The following is a 17,594-nucleotide window of genomic DNA, read 5'->3' as shown; positions in this document are numbered from 1 at the left end:
TTCAGCTGTTTTACTCGTGAATTTGACCGGTTTACTCGTGAATTTGGCTGTTTTACTCGTGAGTTTGGCCGGTTTACTCGTGAGTTTGATGGTTACTCGTGAGTTTGGCCGGTTTACTCGTGAATTCAGCTGCTTTACTCGTGAGTTTAGCAGACCCCATTTTCCCTTGATAAAAAGTAAGCGCTTCCAAATTTTCGAAATGCAACTCCTGTATTTCACCGATGAATAATACATGATCACCAGCATCATACTCTCTCCATGGTTTGCATTCCATCCAGGCAACACTTCATGTATTTTTGGCGAAACTTCCTTGTTATTCCAGTCAATTTCAAGTATTTTCTGTTTGCTGCCCGCAAATTGCCATGCAATGGATTCTTGTTCATCCGACAAAATATTAATGGTAAAAGCCTTGTCTTTCAAGCTAGTGCTGGCTTTTGCTTCTTTATGAATTGATACTAAAGCAAGCGGGGGATCCAAGGAAACCGAGGTAAAAGAATTCACAGTGATTCCCTTTTGAACTTTCCCATCAAACCAGCTCACTATCGTGACTCCGGTTGGGAATTTACCAAAGCAATTTCTCAACTCGCGCCCATCCATCTTATCACCTCCTACTCTTTTATTATGAATTCATTATAGTAAACCTTAATCATTTTAATAATCATATAATTTCATATTATGAAATTTAAGGAAAAACTTTTTATAGCTCTTTTTAATTGTGAACTATTGTATAAAAGAACTCCCCGATTAAAAGACTTTCATTACCGCATCATCAAAAATCAGTGTTAAACTAACCATGATCATTCATATTTCCAGCATAGTTAATAATGGTCTTTTTTTGGTTCTTGACTCGAATATTTGAAAGTGGTGAGGGAAGTTTCAATTTTGCGTTCCTTTAGAAAGTTCTACCAGTTAATTGTGGATATTCCTTTAAAAAAGAGTGTGGTTTTGAATTACCGCTACGAGGTAAAAGCTGTAATCGGAACAGGAAGCTACGGTATTGTTTATCGTTGCAATGATTTGAAAATGAATGAAAATATAGTGATCAAACAGCTCCGGAAAAGTAAACGCCGCAGCAAAAAAGAGCTGAAACAGTTTGAAAATGAAATTTCCATATTACGAATGTTAAACCACAGAAATATCCCTAAATTTCACGAGGAATTTTCGCAAGATGGAAATGTTTATTTTGTGATGGATTTCATAGAAGGGGATAATTTAGAAGACCATATTTTCTTGAATCAATTAACGTTCAATGAGAAAGAGTCTCTATATTTTCTAAATAAGCTGGTGGATTTAGTATCTTATCTACATGAGCATGACATTTTCCATCAAGATTTACGTATACCGAATATTTTACTTAAGAACAATCAGCCCATTTTGATAGACTTTGGTTTGTCCAAGATGATCAATTCGGCCAACCTCGCAAAAGAATCCATTTTGCAGCTGAAAAGGCAGGACTTTTACGACTTGGGGGAAATACTTCTATATGTACTTTATACGACGTACGCTTCCAAAAGTAAAAAAGCACTTCCTTGGACAGAAGAGCTTTCGTTAGAAAAAGAAACCGTGCATATACTGAAAAGGTTATTATGCATCCAAGAACCTTACTCAGATATTAAAGATATCTCAATGGACCTGCAGGCTGTATTGAAGTCAAAGAATTGGAATTAGCTGCTGCTGCCCCGCCCTTTTCTCTTGTAGCGGTCACTTCCACTCATGGGATACCTTTTGTACCCCCGGCTGCTGCTGCTGCTGCCTCGGCGATAATGCCCATGTCTTCGCTCACTGCTGCCTTGGGAAAGCTGTTTGATTTTTTTCATTATTTTCTTCAGCATTTCTTTCACCTCTTTTATTTTGGTTTTAAAGCCTGTTATTCATTTAGCCTAACATAGTCACAGTATAAACCTTATTAATAAGTACTATAATTTTTTTTCATTTGTGTTACAGTCCATTACTGCTTCACGGAGTCGGCTTTTTTCATTGTTGGTCATGGGAACGCCCTAATCCCTTCAATTAATGAAACTCCAAATGGCTCTTACAAAATCTGAGTTACATTCGGTATATATTATCTGTTTTTCGAATCAGTCAGTAAACAAAAAACCTGGCGCATATTTCATCGCCAGGTTTTTTTCTTCGTTCACCTTTTATTTTACAGCTTCTTTTAATTCCTTACCTGCTTTAAAAGCAGGTACTTTACTAGCTGCAATTTGTATTTCTTCGCCAGTTTGCGGGTTTCTTCCTGTACGGGCAGCACGGTCACGCACTTCAAATGTACCAAAACCAACTAATTGGATTTTTTCATCTTTAGCAAGTGTAGCCGTGATTGTTTCAAACAATGCATCCACTACTTTTTTTGCTTCGTCTTTTGTCAGTTCAGCTTGTGCTGCAACACTGCTCACTAATTCTGTTTTATTCATATGAACACCTCATCCTTTTATTTTGTATAAAATATGTAGAGAAGACAACATAACATATCTTGTATGCCTCTGTCACTTATTATGGCTAAATAAAAGGAATTGCAGCTCAAAATTGATCTTTCTTGCAGATAAAAGGGCCTTGATCAACATACTAAGCACCGTCTGACTTTTGTTCAACTTTCTGCAGATTCGAGCTGCAGCCATTGATAGATGGTATCCATATCAATGTTTTCTTCCAGATGGGAAGCCAAGAGATTATACGCTTCCTCCCTGCGCTCCGAGTCGCTTTGAACGTTTTCCTTCACTTCATCCAACCCCTTGTTCCGTCGAATTTGGTTAACCAGTAATCTAGTGAACAAGCGATTATGGAATATTCCATGGAGATATGTTCCCATAACTTGGTTGTCATTGGAAATCGCTCCATCCTCTCTTCCATCCTTCAATAATAGAAAGGGCCTTACTTGTGACTTCAATGTCGTTCTGCCTAAATGTATTTCGAAACCGTTAAGATTCATTTGACTTTCCATTATCCCAGCAGAAAGTAAACCTTCCATTTGTACCGTCTTCTTTTCTGCTTGAAAGACGGTTTCCACCGGAAGAAGCGAAAGCCCTTCTGCGTTCTCACCGTCACCCTCGACCGCGTCGGGATCGAAAAGTTTAGTCCCAAGCATTTGAAAACCGCCGCATATGCCGAATATCATCGTTCCTTGTTTCCGCCGTTCATCGATGGCCCCATCCAATCCCATACGTTTCAACCACTCTAAATCTTCCATCGTGTTTTTTGTACCCGGCAAAATTAGCAGATCGGGATTACCTAACTCATGGACACTGCTAACAAGTCGGACACCTACTCCGGGTTCATCGAAAAAAGGATCCACATCTGTAAAATTGGAGATCCGCGGAAATCTCAGGACGGCTACATCGATCGGAAACTCAGCCTTTTTAGGTTTTTTAAAACGTAAGGAAGAGAGGGCAAGTGAATCTTCCGCTTCAATATTCACGTCTAGATAGGGCAGCACCCCGAGGACCGGAATCCCGGTTTCCTTTTCCACCCATTCAATGCCATCGTCCAACAATTCACGCATGCCACGAAATTTATTGATGATGATCCCCTTTACACTATCTCGTTCTTCTTGATCCAATAAGGCAAGTGTCCCGATAATGGACGCAAATACTCCACCACGATCAATATCGGCCACTAAAATGACAGCCGCATCCGTGAGTTTAGCCATTCGCATATTTGCAATATCCCGGTCCTTAAGGTTAATTTCAGCAGGACTTCCTGCCCCTTCGAGTACTATGATGTCATATTCATCTTGTAGTTTTTCCACCGATTTACGGATGATGGGCATGGCTTCCTGGACAAATTGGGACCGATAGCTTTTTGCATTCATATCAAGAAAATGCTTTCCGTGAACGATCACTTCCGAAACCATATCCTGCTTTGGTTTCAGTAATATCGGATTCATATCAGTCGTTGCCGTTATCCGTGCTGCTTCCGCCTGTACTCCCTGAGCCCGTCCGATTTCACCGCCATCCAAGGTTACATAAGAATTCAAAGCCATGTTTTGTGATTTGAAAGGGACGACACGTAATCCTTTATTGGAAAATACCCGGCAAAACGCCGTACAAATCAAACTTTTCCCTACATCGGATGACGTCCCTTGTATCATGATGGATCGTGCCTTCATTACGCTCACCCCCTAAAACTCTAATCCTTTGACTGCACCGATACCCTCGTCATAATAATGCTTGGTCGCCTCGATCGATGAAACCAAATCCGCCATTTCCATAAGCTCTGGCTTGGCGTCCCTACCGGTAATGACTATATGCATATGAGCGGGACGATTTCGAATTGCATCGATGACTTCAGCCAATGGCAAGACATCATCAATCGGGAATTTGGAAATGGCTAAAGCATTGTTCAGCTCATCCAAAACAAGTAAATCAATGCCCGGATCAGCAAGGGCCAGTTTCACCTTTTCCCAAGCTAACGCCAATGCATTGCGATGCTCTTCCGGGGTTTTGGTCCATGTGAAACCAATACCTAGCTGTTCCATTTTAACTCCTAATTTTCCCAATGCCAATGCTTCCCCATATGTACGCTCTGGAGATTTTATGAACTGAAGGTATTTGACATTCATTCCTCTGCCGATTGCCCTTAAAGTCACCCCTAATGAGGCAGTCGTCTTCCCTTTCCCGTTTCCCGTATAAATAAGCATTAATCCTCTGCGTGCCACTCACTCACCTACCCTCATAACCAAACTGTTTTTTCTATGTATGAAGTCCTTTTAGTAGCAGGAACCGGTTGATCTCCTTTAGGGTATCCGACAAAAATGGTGCCGATCACTTTTTTGTTATCCGGTGAGCCGATAAATTCGTGCAGGCGTTCATCCCTGACAAGGCCCACTCCTCTAGTCCGCCAAACGAATCCAAGACCTAGCTCTTTTGCGGCAAGCCACATCGAATGGACAGCGCAACAAGAAGCGAATACATTGTCTTCGGATGAATCTGGATCGTCAGGTAAAATATCAGAAGTCACGACTATGATGAGCGGTGTCGTCTTTACAACTTCCAGTGAACTGTCAATCAATTTTGGTTTGGTAGGAAAGCGTTCATATAAATACCTTTCTGCCAATCTTTCATAACGGTGCTTCGCTTCCCCCTTGATAACATAAAAACTCCAAGGTTCACGCAATCGGTCGTTAGGGGCATAGGTAGCCGCTTCCAATAACTGCCTGATTTTTTCGTCTTCCACTTCTTTTTCTTCGTAATTCCTTATTGCCCGGCGTTCCTTCAATTCTTGAATGATGGACATTCCAACTCATTCCTTTCCTTAATGGACTCTGATTCAATCACTCTTTCAAACCATTGGATTTTTTCTCTTAATTGGACGACATCCCCTACTAGAAAGATTGACGGATTTTGAATTTTTTCTGTTACAGCCTTCGAAGAAATCGAACTCAAAGTACCGGTGATCGTCCTTTGTTTATCTGTCGTGCCCCATTCAATGACGGCCACTGGCGTTTTACCATCCCTGCCATGCTCCATCAATTTTTCACAGATGAACGGCATATTACCAATTCCCATATAAAAGGCAATGGTATCGATGCCTTGAGCCAACGCCTGCCAATTCAGGTTATCCTGCCCCTTGTAATCACGGCCATGGCCTGTCACAATGGCATAACTTGAGGCATGTTCACGGTGTGTTACCGGGATGCCCGCATAAGCCGGTGCTGCGATTCCCGCTGTGATTCCTGGGACGATATCATATTCAATCCCATTAGCTGCCAGTATCTCCGCTTCCTCACCGCCCCGCCCAAAGACAAACGGATCTCCACCCTTCAGACGGGTGACGTTTTTCCCCTGTAAGGCTTTTTCCACTAAAAGTTCATGTATTTCATTTTGAATGAGATGATGTTTCCCTGGTGATTTCCCGCAATATACAAGTTCTGCATCTTCTTTTGCATAGTTTAATAGTTCTGGATTGACAAGCCTGTCATATGCAATGACATCCGCCTTTTGGATACATTCCAGTCCATATACCGTAATCAATTTCGGATCTCCGGGACCCGCACCGACCAGATGAACTTTTCCCGGTTTCATGCTCGCGCCTCCTCTTAAGCTTCAAAAAATACCTTTTACTAGTTGATAGTTTCATGGGCAGATCTGTTTTTTTGTTTTAAGCAAGCATCGATCCAGTTCTTAGCAAGTGTTGGATTGGAAGCAAAATGAAAGTGGGTATACCCAGCAACAAGGTTGCCCAATACACACCCCTCTTGTTTCGAACCGAATCTGCCTTTGGCTTGATAGGCATGTGTAAGATCAGCATCCGCTTCAAATGTCGAGTAGTGGAATTCATGACCTTTTGCCTGCTCCATTTCGTTGATCAAAAAATTGCCTGAAGTTCCTGTAATTTCACGATACCCAAGTGCTGCAAGCTTTTTCTGCATTTTAATCCTGCCCGGTATCATTCCTGCCATCTGATGCGTCTCTCCGGAAGTCGTTTCAATCGATTTGCTCAAAAACATGAAACCTCCACATTCCGCTAGAGTCGGCATCCCCTTTTCAATGGAGGTTCTGATGGATTTGATAGCATCCACGTTACCGGAAAGTTCAGCTGCAAATTCCTCAGGAAAACCGCCTCCAAGATATAAACCATCGGCATCCAATGGAACTTCTTCCCCTTTTAATGGAGAAAAATACTTGATGTTCGCCCCATATGCTTCAAGCAGCTCAAGGTTTTCCTGATAATAAAAATTGAAGGCTGCATCTTTTGCGACGGCAATGCACACGTCACTTTCATTTTTGGGTTGAAAAATATTTGAGTTCCCACTGGAAACGGGATTTGTCTTTGACAATCGGTACAACTGATCGATATCGATCGTTTCCATGACCAATTGTGCAAGCTTATCGAAAAAAGGGTTAAGTTCACCGCGTTCAATCGCAGGAATCAAGCCCAAATGACGGCTTGGAATATCAATATCCATTTCCCGTTTCATATATCCCAGCACCGGTACATCGCATTCTTGCTCAATGGCTGATTTGACGATTTTGTAATGGCCTACACTTCCCACTTGATTGGCAATGACCCCAATGATGTTAGGACCGGTCGAAAAGTCCTGAAATCCTTTTACGATGGCAGCTGCACTCCGAGCCATGCTTGCACAGTTGACTACCAACAGGACAGGGCTTTGCGTGATGATGCTGATTTCAGCCGTCGATCCTGTATTGGCTAACGGACTTTTGCCATCGAAGAAACCCATGACCCCTTCGATGATCGATATATCAGCTCCTGCATTTGCTTTGTTAAGAATTTCACGGACAGTGTCATGTTCAAACATCCAACTGTCAAGATTGCGTGAAACCCGTCCTGTAACTGCAGTATGATAAGTAGGATCAATATAGTCAGGACCACATTTGAACCCTTGAACGGTAAAGCCTTTCTTCTGGAGGGCTGCCATGATTCCGATGGTCAATGTCGTTTTTCCGACACCGCTTCCGGTACCCGCAATTACCAATCTTCTATCGTTCATATTTGTTTCTCCCTCCTTAAAAAGGAATGATCCCAACTGATATGGTTACGTTCCCCGATTTTTTCTTAACCAGCTCCAATTGTTCAGCTTTGGTATAAATCCTAACAGCCGGTTCACTCACACCATATGCACCCGTGTATTTAAATACTGTATCCGATGGAGCTTCGATTTTGGCTTGATTAAGCTCTTCCGGTTCATAATGCACGAATTCCCAGCCATATTTTTCAACTACTTCAATCAAGCCGAGTTCGTCTTTCTTTAAGGAAATTGTACAGATAGCCTTAACGCTTTTTAATGAAAATGATAAATCGGCTAGTGTTTCTGCAATCACCTGCTCAATTTCAGCAGCCTCCGTTCCCCTATTGCACCCGATACCGAGAGCGATGACCTTTGGACGATATACGATTCCATTTTCCAGGATCCTCTTTTCCGACTGCTTAAGCATGCGGTGAGTCACGACCAGAGCAGCTTGCGGCTTTGCTTGAAGCGCTTCTTCAATGGATGGGTATACGATAATTCGTTCAGGTAATGCCGTATCATAAGGCCACCAGTTCCGTTCACCTGATTCCTGTACAACGGCAACATGCTCTTCATTTACTACGGAAGCACTTACTGGCGTCAATTTTTCTGCGGAATCCCAAATCCAGCCGAAGCGCTGGCCGAATAAGTCGACAGGAATCGTTTTTTGTACATCCGAAGCCGTCGTGATTATGGCTCTTGCGTCAAGCGCTGCAGCCACTTCCTTTGTCAGTTCATTTGCCCCTCCCAGATGCCCTGAAAGTACACTGATAACATTTTCCCCTTTATCATCAATGACTACGACACCTGGATCCGTTTTCTTATCCTTCAAAATGGGTGCAATCATCCTGACTACTGCCCCGAGAGAAATAATTAGTATGATTCCTTTATATTCCTTGAATAAAGCTGGCAATAGCATACGGACGCTGCCCGAAAAAAGCTGGATCTGTTTATGCTCTTCGTCCCCTTTTTCAAACTTGCTCATGTAATATAGATCGGAATTCGAAAAAACGGTATGTAATTTACGTGCCAGCTCGACACCATGCTTTGTAATCGCTACGATCGCATAAGTATGGGACCGTTTAATGGGAGCAAGTTCCGTTTCTTTCAATTCAATGATCATGGTTTAACACCTTTTCTGAAACCGTGGGTAAAACTCGCATCATATAGTTTGGAACGGTATTCATCTTTATCATGGATGTCAGGGTCCAAAGCCCATCCAGCCAAAATCATCGCGTGCTTGCGGATACCGTTTTGACGCATGGCATCATCTAAGTTCACTAATGTGGTACGGACAATTTTTTGATCCGGCCATGTTGCCCGTTGAATGACTGCGACCGGTGTTTCATCCTTCCAACCGGCTTCCTGGAGTTCTTTAACGATTTTTTTTGTCAAGGTCGCACTCAAGAAAAGGGCAATCGTACAATGATGACTAGCCAAATCACGTAATTTTTCAAATTCCGGAACAGGCGTACGTCCTTCAGCCCTCGTTAATATGAGTGTCTGGGTTAAATCAGGGATAGTCAGCTCTGCTCCTATTGCCGCTGCTGAGGCGAATACCGAACTCACTCCAGGGATCACCTCATAACCAATACCCTCTTTCTTCAATAGGACAATTTGTTCCATGATTGCACCGTACATGGCAGGATCCCCTGTATGGATTCTGGCAACCATCTTTCCTTCTTTAACACGATCGACCATGATTCCAACAATTTCTTCCAAATGCATTCCTGCCGTTTTTAGCACCTCGGCATCGGGTTTTGCCTTAGCAATCAATTCTTCATTCACTAATGAATCCGTATATAAAATCACATCGGCCGTTTGGAGAATGTTCAATCCTTTTACAGTTATCAAATCCGGATCACCCGGGCCGGCCCCTACAATATATATCTTCATTTTCTCACCACCATCAATGTTAAGTATTCTAGTTCAAGCCCTTCCAATTCACTCACTTTCCAAATCACTTCTTCATCGGAAGTGACTTTGGTTACGACCGATGCCTTTTCTAGTAAGTCCAGATCTTTTAAAACGGAAATCATTAAATCGATGACCTTTGCCACTTTGATGAACACCACGGCATCATGATCCTCGATCGCCTTCTTCATCGCTTCATAATCATCCCTTGCAGGAACTATCGCTACATGATCATCACCATCAGCCAAAGCGATGCCCAGCCTTGACGCTGATCCATTAAAGGAAGAAATGCCCGGGACCGTCTTGATTTCGACTTCGGGATGCAACTCCTGCATCAATTTCATCATATGTATGAACGTACTATATAAAAGCGGATCGCCTTCCGTAACGAAAGCTACATCTTTACCTTCATTTAATTTTTGCCAAACTTTTTCAACCGTTTCGTTCCATTCCCGATCCAAGATCGTTTGATCTTTCGTCATCGGAAAAACAAGGCCAAGCATATCCTTCTCTTCAGGACGAATGTAAACTTCAACAATGCGGTGGGCGTAGCTTTTACTCCCTTTTCTTTTTTTGGGATACGCAATGACCGGAGATTCCTGAATCACGCGAAATGCCTTTACCGTAATAAGTTCTGGATCGCCCGGGCCCACGCCAAGGCCATATAATGTACCAAGATTACTCATTCATGTCTTCCTTTCGTTGTGCAGTAATGATATAAACCGGATTAAGCGGTACAAATCTGTTCATTCCCAATATTGGCTTACTTCTGGAGATTTGCGCATGCATGATGGAGGTGTGAAAACCAGCTTCAGCAAATGCCTCATTAGCCCTGTAAAGATTCTCAATCGTCGCAGCATTCAGAACGATCCTGCCGCCAACTTTAAGCCGTTTGCAGCAAGTATTGATCAGCTCTCCCATTTCGCCGCCGGTCCCGCCAATGAAAATCGCATCAGGATCTGGAAAAGTTTCCAATCCCTGCGGGGCTTTCCCATGAATCGCCGTTATATCGGTACGGAATTTACGTTGGTTTTGATAACAGTTTTCTAAATCAGGCTCATTTTTTTCAATTGCGAAGATTTGACCTTCGGATGCAAGCTTGGCCGCTTCAATTGCCATTGATCCCGTACACGTCCCAACATCCCAAACTATGCTTTTTTTCCTTAGATTCAACGCATGCAGACTCAATACTCGAATTTCCTTTTTGGTTATGAGGCCTTTGTCCGGCTTACGCTGCGAAAATTCTTCATCTTCTATCCCCAAGGACCAGCTTGGACCTTCTGATTTTCTTTTCAAAATGACGACATTCAAGGGAGAGAATTCCCGCTCCATCATTTCATCAAGTTCATACCAGCCAGATTCTTCGTCTTCTCCTTGAAGGTTTTCAGCCACAAATGCCCGGTATTCAGTCATTCCGAATGAAAGGAGATATTTAGCCAGTTGATTAGGACTATTTTCGCTGTCTGTAAGTAAGGCCACTTTCGCTTTCCCATCAATCCTTTGGGCCAGCCCTTTCATACTGCGGCCATGAATGCTGACGAGGAAGGCATCTTGCCAGCTTTCCCCCATTTTTGCGAAAGCAAGCTGAATGGAACTGAAATATGGGTAAACCTCCATGTTGATTTTGCTGGAAAGATAGCCTCCCATTCCATAAAACAATGGGTCACCGGAAGCTAAGACAACGGTTGGACGAGTTTCATCCTGCAGTTGTTCCACGACCTTTTTCAAGCCGCCCTTTATGGCGATCTTCTTGCCAGAATAGTTCGGAAAGAAGGATAAGATCCGTTCACCTCCGACCAGCACTTCACTTTCTTCTATCCATTGGGTATATTGAGGCAGTAAGCTTTCCTGACCGTTATCCCCTATCCCAATTAATTTAATCGATTGACTCAATTCCAACAGCCCTTCCCAGTAATTGTCCTTTCAACGAATAAATCGCCGTTTCCATTTCAATGCCGCCCTTCACTTGGTTTATCGCAGAATGACAGCAAGATTCACATAGTTTATTAAAAAAATCAAAATTATTAATGGCTGACATCATGTCCCCGACTTGTGATGCTGTGTTTGCATTCTTGATTTCAAGAACAAGGTCATCATCGGCTCCAACGCTTTGGGCTATTTCCGATAGAAAACCGAAGTCGACCGGGGCACTTTTTGAATGCACCATCATCACACCTTGGGCCACTTTGGAGAATTTACCCATCATGCCGACCAGTGAGACCTTTTTAATTCCCTGCCTCTTACATTGCTTAAGTGAGAAGCCTACAAAATCACCCATTTCAATAAAGGCTTCCTCAGGTAAATCTGGAAGTAGGCCCATTGCATATTTTTCACTGCGCCCGCCAGTCGTTAAGACAAGGTGCTCACACCCACTCGCTTTGGCGACACTGATGGCCTGGACGATACTTGCCATATAGGCGGAACTGGAAAAAGGGACGACAGTGCCCCTTGTTCCCAAAATGGAAATGCCTCCCACAATCCCTAAGCGGCCATTTAATGTTTTTTTCGCTATTTCTTCACCTGCGGGTACGGAGATGACGATTTTCACTCCTCTATTGATCTTGAATTCTTCCAATGTTTGCTGCACAGTTGTTAAAATCATCTTGCGCGGTACAGGATTAATGGCTGCTTCCCCTACAGGAACGGGAAGCCCGGGTTTTGTCACACGACCAACTCCGGTCCCTCCATCCAGGATAATCCCGGGTGCATCCGACCAGCTGACAGTAGAGATAATATGGGCCAGATGTGTGGCATCGGGATCATCTCCGGCATCTTTGATCGTTTCAGCACTAACCGCATTTTCTGATATATCATATTTCTCAATAGTGAAAGTGGCATCTCGGCCGATGGGCAAGGAAATCGTTGCCTCCTCAAGTGCATCCCCCGTGATCAAAGCGGTCAATGCCGCTTTGGTCACGGCAGTTGAACATGCTCCTGTCGTATATCCATGACGCATTTGTGAGGGGTCTTTTTTCACTTTCTTTTCCATGTTTTTTAACTATCAGCTAAAAGGGAAATCGCGTTCAATGCAGCAACAGTGACAGTACTTCCACCTTTTCGGCCAATATTCGTAATGAATGGAACTTCTGTGATCTTAGCGAGTTCCTCTTTCGATTCTGCTGCAGAAACAAACCCAACAGGCATTCCAATGATTAAGTCCGGTTTTGCAATCCCTTCTTTAATAAGGCGAATGAGCTCAAGTAAAGCGGTAGGTGCATTGCCAATGGCATAAATGCCCCCTTCATTTTCCTTTACGGCTTTTTGCATCGAAATGATTGCCCTTGTTGTATTCAAACGTTTTGCTTCGACCATCACATCCGGATCTGAAATATAGCAATGAACGTCCCCGCCGTGTTTTTGAAATCTTTTTTTGCCTGTACCGCTCTCGATCATTTGCACATCAGCAATGACATGCCTTCCTTTGCGAATGGCTTCCACACCAGCTTGAATGGCATTTGGATGGATGATGACACTTCTTCCCAATTCAAAATCCGCTGAAGCATGAATGACCCTGCGGACGATCTTCCATTCATCTTCAGAAAAATCATGATTGCCCATTTCTTCAGCAATGATTGAAAAGCTATAATCATATATTTTGTCAGGGTCTACCGTTAGTGGTTTAAAATCCGTTTTAAAATCCATCTTGCATTCCTCCTATTTTTCAATTAGCTGTTTATTCAACTCGGCAATGACATGATCAAAACTGGAATGAACATTTTGATAGTCAACATCCGGTCGTGATATCATGATCGTGTCTATTCCACATTCCAACGCGGCTTCCAATTTCTCATCAACCGCACCGACCTTGCCACTTTCTTTCGTTATCATCAATGTGACCCCATACTGTTCATATAGAGCTTTATTTAATTCTTTGGAAAATGGCCCTTGAATCGCAACGATATTTTTTTGTTCAATGCCCAACTGCGCACATTTTTCCATATTGTCCATTCGTGGCAGCATTCTCGCTATGACTCTGGTATTCTCGAGCCCCACCAATTCTTTTGCAAACACGGCTAGGGTTTTACTTCCGGTCGTGAGCATGATGACTCCCCGTTTTTCTGCGGCAAGCTTGGCAGCTTCCTCATAGCCACGGACAACTATCAATTTATCATTCTGAAACCGTTGACTTTCACGCTCATAACGAATATAAGGAACATTTGCTGCCTTTGCTCCAATAAGGGCGTTTTTGGATGCTTCTTCGGCAAATGGGTGACTTGCATCGACTACAGCCTGAAAACCTTTTGCAGAGATTAAAGATGTCATATCTTCTGCAGATAATCGGCCAATCCGGGTGGATATCCCTGCATCCTGCAAACTCTTGGCCGCCGATTCGGTTACAACAGTTGCCAAAACCTTGAACCCAACCTGCTGCATCTCAATCGCTAATTCCCTTGCATCACTTGTACCCGCCAAGAACAAAATCATTTTGATGTCCCCACCGCTTGCCCATCATGATCGTGGTGATGATCATGGTCGTGATGGTGTTCATGGTCGTGATGGTGATCATGGTCGTGGTCGTGATCGTGATGGTGATGATGGTGAGCATGTCCATGTTCCTCGACATGTTTACGATAGTTTTCCAAATCACGCGCCCCGCTTGATTTGCCTTCACTGGCTTCAATTACTCGTTCTTGCAGAATGTTCTGTAAGGTTGGATGATATCCAAAATACTTTGCCAATATGAATTCTCGATCATGATATTGCTCTTGATAGCCTTTCAGCATATCCTCCATTCTTTCCATCAACACCCCAGTGAAGAGGAAATATGGCAGCATCACTATTTTTTTTGCCCCTAAGCGGATGCATCGTTCAATACCTTCATCAACGTGAGGGTCCGTTACACCCATGAAGGCTGTTTCGACCCATTTAACGTTTAATTTTTCCCATAATAATCGTGAAATTTTAAATATATCACTATTTGCATCAGCATCACTGCCGCCTCGGCCAATTAACAATATCGCTGTCTCTGAATGTTCAGAGATCGTATCGAATCCCGCTTCCTCAAGACGGTCTGTCAGGATCGTCAATACATCATGGTGGACCCCGATCGTTTGGCCATATGTGAATTTCACTTCTGGATACTTGGTTTTCCCATCCTCTATTTCAGCTGGGATATGTAATTTCGAATGTCCTGCATGCAACAAAATGATCGGTATGACGATAACTTCAGTAGCCCCTCGTTCTACACAATTATCAATTCCTTTGGATATATTCGGTGCCGCAAATTCCAAGAAGCACGTTTCCACTAGGAAACGCCCGTCCATTGACGGAATCATATTTTCAATAAAATGACGGACTTCTTCATTTCCCGAAGCCAACCGGCTTCCGTGTCCTACGAACAAAACTGCTTTCATTTACTTTCCCCCTCTTGATTAGTCTTCACAAGGCGCAGGCTCTATGTTTATTTTGGGAGCGATGTCCTGATAAGAAAAATTCTGTATCTTTTTCGAACGTTTGAAGTATTTAAAAAGCCGCTCATTTGGATGGGCATTTTGCTTATACTCGCCGACAATGTCCGTGATCAGTTCTACAAGTTGTTCCGGTTCAATGCCTTCCGCTACCGGCTGACCCGGATGGGCTGTTCTTCCAACCGGTTTAGCTCCAAGAAATAAGTCGAACTTCCCTTTTCTGAAGACAATCCCGATATCATCCATCACAGCACTATAACAAGCCATCCCACACCCATTAAAGCCGATGTTCAGTTCCTTGGGCATGCTCATTCCGCCAAGCACCCGGTGTATTTCGTCCGCATAAGGAATGGATTCCGCTTTTTCACCATCACAGAAATCACAGGCTTTTAATGTCAGTACATCTCCAATCGGCGACAAAAGAAAGTTTGCTGATTGCAATTTCCCCGTAATGACTTCCGGATCCGTTGTCGGAATCTTTAAGACGATTTTATGATTTGGCGTGTATTCCATCGTTCCCTTTTCCCCGACAACTTCCGCAAGTGTCATCATTTGTTTGGGAGTGAATTGTTTATTCGCCACACCTGGACTAACGGCAAGTTCGAACACCGACTCCATTTTTTGCTGAACAACCGGCTTAATGGATTGCTGAACGGCTTGACCCTTGACTCTGGACAGAGCTTCCATTGCCATTTCAAAGGAAGCTTGCTTCTTTTCAGGTGCTTTTGTAAGTAAGCCAACTCCTCCAGCGGACTCGGGTAAGGCTTCTTGATCTAATGCCCACGGTTCCGCTTCTTTTTGCAGTCGCTGATGCGGCTTCAAAGTTTGCTTTTCCGAATTTAACGTATATTTTCTTTGATAGCCTCTCGGTGTGATGATTTTGTCGTCATATAAAAAGGTGGATGAATTACCGATAATGACGGTGGTCAACATTCCAATATCGTGATTCAACATATCCTTCAAATTGGTAATGACAATATCCTGCCTATCGCGATAAGCACTTTTCACCAACCCGACAGGTGTATCCGGCGAGCGGTAGCGAAGGAGAATTTTCTGTGTTTCAACAATTTGCCGGGTCCGCCTGCCGCTGCGCGGATTATACAGTGCAATGACAAAGTCTGCCATTGCAGCTGCTTCAACCCTTTTAGCGATCAGTTCCCAAGGAGTTAAATGATCACTGAGGCTGATCGTACACGAATCGTGCATGACGGGCGCCCCAAGTAAAGACGCACATGAGTTGATTGCTGAGATGCCAGGAATGACTTCTATGCCCACTCCAGTTTCTTCTTTCCAGCCTTTTTCAATCAATACTTCATAAACCAACCCTGCCATCCCGTAAACTCCGGCATCCCCACTGGAAATCACCGCCACTTTCTTTCCCAGCTCCGCTTGTTTCACTGCTTCCTGTGCACGTGATACCTCTTCGGTCATCCCCGTACTAATGATCGTTTGATCTGTTAGCAGTCCCTGAATGAGTTCAACATAAGTTTTATAACCAATGATGTAGTCACTTTCTTGAAGGGCTTCGACGGCACGTTTGGTAATGTGTTCAAAATTCCCGGGCCCAAAGCCCACGACGAATAATTTACCGTTTGTACTCATTAAGACATCTCCTTTTACGCTTTGTTCTTTGAAATACCCGTATGAGCAGGAAAATCTGGATTAGGGGTCATTTCCCCGTCTTTGTATTGATAGATCATCTGTGGAACAAACTCACCATCATCGATATTACTGACGATCTGCCGACCGAAATCAGGCGTTTCCACTCGATACCAGTTTCCTTGGGGATAGGCAATCACTACGCAGGCATCCTTACATCTCCCGTTACAGCGTGTCCTCGTTGTATGGATTTTCAGATCCAGTCCTTTTGAAGCAATTTCATCGCGAATCGCTTGGGTTACTTCTTCCCCGCCCTTTTTCATGCAGCTGCTCCCATTACAAATCAACAGATGCGTATTTGTACCCGTCAAGTTCCAAGTAGTCATTTTCTTCCTCCTAGGTTCAGGGAAAAGGCAAAATAAAAAACCTTAACATAAGAGTCAAGGTTTAAAAAAACTATATGAATGAGGAGCCAAAGGCAAGCTTGCCAAACCCTCCCAAAATCGTCATAGTCCTTCTACCTTTCCCTCCGAAAAGTATCATGCAATTTTAAAAGCAGGTTTCCTGGCTTACGCTTCATTTTACTTTGTCCCTTCCCGGCATCATGCCAGTGGCTATCGACAATTTCATCAGCGTTTACAGTAGCGGGGGCTGCATCGGATTTTCACCGATTTCCCTATTATCCCTTGCTTATTCACACAAGGGCACTTTTAAAATGAAATATTTGGTTTTATTATACATTTCCAACTAACTTAATCTATCATATAACAACTTTGTCAAAATTCAATAGTTTATTCCGACTGTTTAGAAAAGTTTAAACGTGTAAAACCAGTTACAATCCTTTCCTCGCAACAAACTTCGACCAAAAAAAAAAGATAGTGTAGCTGGAATTATTTCTTTATGGTACACTATACGAGAATTTTCTAAATAATTACATAAGTTTCATGGTGTTGAATTTCTCGGAATTCAGCTTAAAAGGGAAGCCGGTGAAAATCCGGAGCGGTCCCGCCACTGTAAAGGGAAGTTCCATTACTTTAACTTTAATCCACTGTCAAATGAGATGGGAAGGATGTAATGGGATGATGAACCAAAGCCAGGAGACCTGCCATGAAGCGTGAAACTGTTTCAGCCTACGAGGATGGGCGTGCGGATCAGGCAGAATGGCCCAAGGTTGGTTCATGCTGCAAAATTCCTGTTCATTACGC

The 17,594-nt window shown here is 43.3% G+C and carries 19 protein-coding genes and 2 riboswitches; of the genes, 1 reads left to right on the top strand and 18 read right to left on the bottom strand.

The annotated features are described in order from the left end of the window. Window positions 1-597: flavin reductase family protein (locus ADA55_RS31590; protein ID WP_065421096.1), on the bottom strand; the 597-nt coding region annotated here is incomplete at its 3' end. Between the two features lie 285 nt (window positions 598-882). On the opposite strand from ADA55_RS31590, the gene ADA55_RS02290 reads away from it, so the two are divergent. Further along, window positions 883-1,668, top strand: coding sequence for a serine/threonine protein kinase (locus tag ADA55_RS02290; protein ID WP_226990381.1), 786 nt, complete (start codon window positions 883-885; stop codon window positions 1,666-1,668). On the opposite strand, the gene ADA55_RS29090 is transcribed toward ADA55_RS02290, so the two are convergent. From ADA55_RS29090 to ADA55_RS02210, 17 genes are all read right to left on the bottom strand, one after another. After that, window positions 1,665-1,832 carry a hypothetical protein gene (locus ADA55_RS29090; RefSeq protein ID WP_153246085.1) on the bottom strand — a complete coding sequence of 56 codons (168 nt, stop codon included), beginning with the start codon at window positions 1,830-1,832 and terminating at the stop codon, window positions 1,665-1,667. The genes ADA55_RS02290 and ADA55_RS29090 overlap by 4 nt on opposite strands. 309 nt (window positions 1,833-2,141) lie before the next feature. Then, complete coding sequence (locus ADA55_RS02285) at window positions 2,142-2,414, bottom strand: HU family DNA-binding protein (RefSeq protein WP_034312477.1); 273 nt, start codon at window positions 2,412-2,414, stop codon at window positions 2,142-2,144. Window positions 2,415-2,587: 173 nt separating this feature from the next. Next, window positions 2,588-4,105, bottom strand: a complete 1,518-nt coding sequence (locus ADA55_RS02280) for a cobyric acid synthase (RefSeq protein ID WP_048678479.1) — start codon at window positions 4,103-4,105, stop codon at window positions 2,588-2,590. 12 nt (window positions 4,106-4,117) lie between these two features. Next, window positions 4,118-4,654 carry a cob(I)yrinic acid a,c-diamide adenosyltransferase gene (locus ADA55_RS02275; RefSeq protein ID WP_048678477.1) on the bottom strand — a complete coding sequence of 179 codons (537 nt, stop codon included), beginning with the start codon at window positions 4,652-4,654 and terminating at the stop codon, window positions 4,118-4,120. Between the two features lie 14 nt (window positions 4,655-4,668). Beyond that, window positions 4,669-5,232 carry a nitroreductase family protein gene (locus tag ADA55_RS02270; protein ID WP_048678474.1) on the bottom strand — a complete coding sequence of 188 codons (564 nt, stop codon included), beginning with the start codon at window positions 5,230-5,232 and terminating at the stop codon, window positions 4,669-4,671. Next, window positions 5,211-6,020 (bottom strand): uroporphyrinogen-III C-methyltransferase, encoded by an 810-nt coding sequence (gene cobA, locus ADA55_RS02265; RefSeq protein ID WP_048678472.1) that lies wholly within the window; start codon window positions 6,018-6,020, stop codon window positions 5,211-5,213. Before cobA ends, ADA55_RS02270 begins: the two co-directional genes overlap by 22 nt. Window positions 6,021-6,058: 38 nt before the next feature. Continuing rightward, on the bottom strand, window positions 6,059-7,450 hold the full coding sequence (locus ADA55_RS02260) for a cobyrinate a,c-diamide synthase (RefSeq protein WP_048678470.1): 1,392 nt from the start codon (window positions 7,448-7,450) through the stop codon (window positions 6,059-6,061). A 16-nt stretch (window positions 7,451-7,466) separates the two neighbouring features. After that, window positions 7,467-8,591 carry a cobalt-precorrin 5A hydrolase gene (locus ADA55_RS02255; protein ID WP_048678468.1) on the bottom strand — a complete coding sequence of 375 codons (1,125 nt, stop codon included), beginning with the start codon at window positions 8,589-8,591 and terminating at the stop codon, window positions 7,467-7,469. Further along, the gene (gene cobM / locus ADA55_RS02250; RefSeq protein ID WP_048678465.1) at window positions 8,588-9,364 is read right to left on the bottom strand and encodes a precorrin-4 C(11)-methyltransferase; all 777 of its coding nucleotides are present in this window, start codon (window positions 9,362-9,364) and stop codon (window positions 8,588-8,590) included. Before cobM ends, ADA55_RS02255 begins: the two co-directional genes overlap by 4 nt. After that, complete coding sequence (gene cobI, locus ADA55_RS02245) at window positions 9,361-10,068, bottom strand: precorrin-2 C(20)-methyltransferase (protein WP_048678463.1); 708 nt, start codon at window positions 10,066-10,068, stop codon at window positions 9,361-9,363. Before cobI ends, cobM begins: the two co-directional genes overlap by 4 nt. Next, complete coding sequence (gene cbiE, locus ADA55_RS02240; RefSeq protein WP_373689727.1) at window positions 10,061-11,281, bottom strand: precorrin-6y C5,15-methyltransferase (decarboxylating) subunit CbiE; 1,221 nt, start codon at window positions 11,279-11,281, stop codon at window positions 10,061-10,063. The genes cobI and cbiE overlap by 8 nt, the downstream gene beginning before the upstream one ends. Continuing rightward, complete coding sequence (locus ADA55_RS02235) at window positions 11,259-12,371, bottom strand: cobalt-precorrin-5B (C(1))-methyltransferase (RefSeq protein WP_048678462.1); 1,113 nt, start codon at window positions 12,369-12,371, stop codon at window positions 11,259-11,261. Before ADA55_RS02235 ends, cbiE begins: the two co-directional genes overlap by 23 nt. A gap of 5 nt (window positions 12,372-12,376) precedes the next feature. Continuing rightward, the gene (locus ADA55_RS02230; RefSeq protein WP_034312499.1) at window positions 12,377-13,024 is read right to left on the bottom strand and encodes a precorrin-8X methylmutase; all 648 of its coding nucleotides are present in this window, start codon (window positions 13,022-13,024) and stop codon (window positions 12,377-12,379) included. Window positions 13,025-13,036: 12 nt separating this feature from the next. Further along, window positions 13,037-13,807: a precorrin-6A reductase gene (cobK, locus tag ADA55_RS02225; RefSeq protein WP_048678459.1), complete on the bottom strand. Its 771-nt coding sequence runs from the start codon at window positions 13,805-13,807 to the stop codon at window positions 13,037-13,039. Further along, the gene (locus tag ADA55_RS02220; protein WP_048678456.1) at window positions 13,804-14,736 is read right to left on the bottom strand and encodes a sirohydrochlorin chelatase; all 933 of its coding nucleotides are present in this window, start codon (window positions 14,734-14,736) and stop codon (window positions 13,804-13,806) included. Before ADA55_RS02220 ends, cobK begins: the two co-directional genes overlap by 4 nt. An 18-nt stretch (window positions 14,737-14,754) precedes the next feature. Then, a complete protein-coding gene (cobJ, locus tag ADA55_RS02215) occupies window positions 14,755-16,392 on the bottom strand; it encodes a precorrin-3B C(17)-methyltransferase (protein ID WP_048678454.1) in 1,638 nt (545 codons plus the stop codon). 14 nt (window positions 16,393-16,406) lie between these two features. Next, complete coding sequence (locus ADA55_RS02210; RefSeq protein WP_048678453.1) at window positions 16,407-16,775, bottom strand: (2Fe-2S) ferredoxin domain-containing protein; 369 nt, start codon at window positions 16,773-16,775, stop codon at window positions 16,407-16,409. 151 nt (window positions 16,776-16,926) lie between these two features. Further along, window positions 16,927-17,116, bottom strand: a riboswitch (cobalamin riboswitch). A gap of 201 nt (window positions 17,117-17,317) precedes the next feature. Continuing rightward, window positions 17,318-17,513, top strand: a riboswitch (cobalamin riboswitch). Window positions 17,514-17,594 lie beyond the last annotated feature (81 nt).

The organism is Bacillus sp. 220_BSPC (assembly GCF_001054655.1).
Lineage (GTDB): Bacteria > Bacillota > Bacilli > Bacillales > DSM-1321 > Peribacillus > Peribacillus frigoritolerans.
The sequence above is the reverse complement of the archived record's forward strand: the minus strand, read 5'-3'. Positions and strand labels throughout refer to the sequence as shown.

Excerpts from the sequence above, each read along its gene's own strand:
- ADA55_RS02255 (WP_048678468.1), bottom strand. The coding sequence starts at position 8,591 with ATGATCATTGAATTGAAAGAAACGGAACTTGCTCCCATTAAACGGTCC.
- ADA55_RS29090 (WP_153246085.1), bottom strand. The coding sequence starts at position 1,832 with ATGCTGAAGAAAATAATGAAAAAAATCAAACAGCTTTCCCAAGGCAGC.
- ADA55_RS02210 (WP_048678453.1), bottom strand. The coding sequence starts at position 16,775 with ATGACTACTTGGAACTTGACGGGTACAAATACGCATCTGTTGATTTGT.
- ADA55_RS02285 (WP_034312477.1), bottom strand. The coding sequence starts at position 2,414 with ATGAATAAAACAGAATTAGTGAGCAGTGTTGCAGCACAAGCTGAACTG.
- ADA55_RS02230 (WP_034312499.1), bottom strand. The coding sequence starts at position 13,024 with ATGGATTTTAAAACGGATTTTAAACCACTAACGGTAGACCCTGACAAA.
- cobK (WP_048678459.1), bottom strand. The coding sequence starts at position 13,807 with ATGATTTTGTTCTTGGCGGGTACAAGTGATGCAAGGGAATTAGCGATT.
- cobM (WP_048678465.1), bottom strand. The coding sequence starts at position 9,364 with ATGAAGATATATATTGTAGGGGCCGGCCCGGGTGATCCGGATTTGATA.
- cobA (WP_048678472.1), bottom strand. The coding sequence starts at position 6,020 with ATGAAACCGGGAAAAGTTCATCTGGTCGGTGCGGGTCCCGGAGATCCG.
- ADA55_RS02260 (WP_048678470.1), bottom strand. The coding sequence starts at position 7,450 with ATGAACGATAGAAGATTGGTAATTGCGGGTACCGGAAGCGGTGTCGGA.
- cobI (WP_048678463.1), bottom strand. The coding sequence starts at position 10,068 with ATGAGTAATCTTGGTACATTATATGGCCTTGGCGTGGGCCCGGGCGAT.
- ADA55_RS02270 (WP_048678474.1), bottom strand. The coding sequence starts at position 5,232 with ATGTCCATCATTCAAGAATTGAAGGAACGCCGGGCAATAAGGAATTAC.
- ADA55_RS02220 (WP_048678456.1), bottom strand. The coding sequence starts at position 14,736 with ATGAAAGCAGTTTTGTTCGTAGGACACGGAAGCCGGTTGGCTTCGGGA.
- ADA55_RS02235 (WP_048678462.1), bottom strand. The coding sequence starts at position 12,371 with ATGGAAAAGAAAGTGAAAAAAGACCCCTCACAAATGCGTCATGGATAT.
- cobJ (WP_048678454.1), bottom strand. The coding sequence starts at position 16,392 with ATGAGTACAAACGGTAAATTATTCGTCGTGGGCTTTGGGCCCGGGAAT.
- ADA55_RS02280 (WP_048678479.1), bottom strand. The coding sequence starts at position 4,105 with ATGAAGGCACGATCCATCATGATACAAGGGACGTCATCCGATGTAGGG.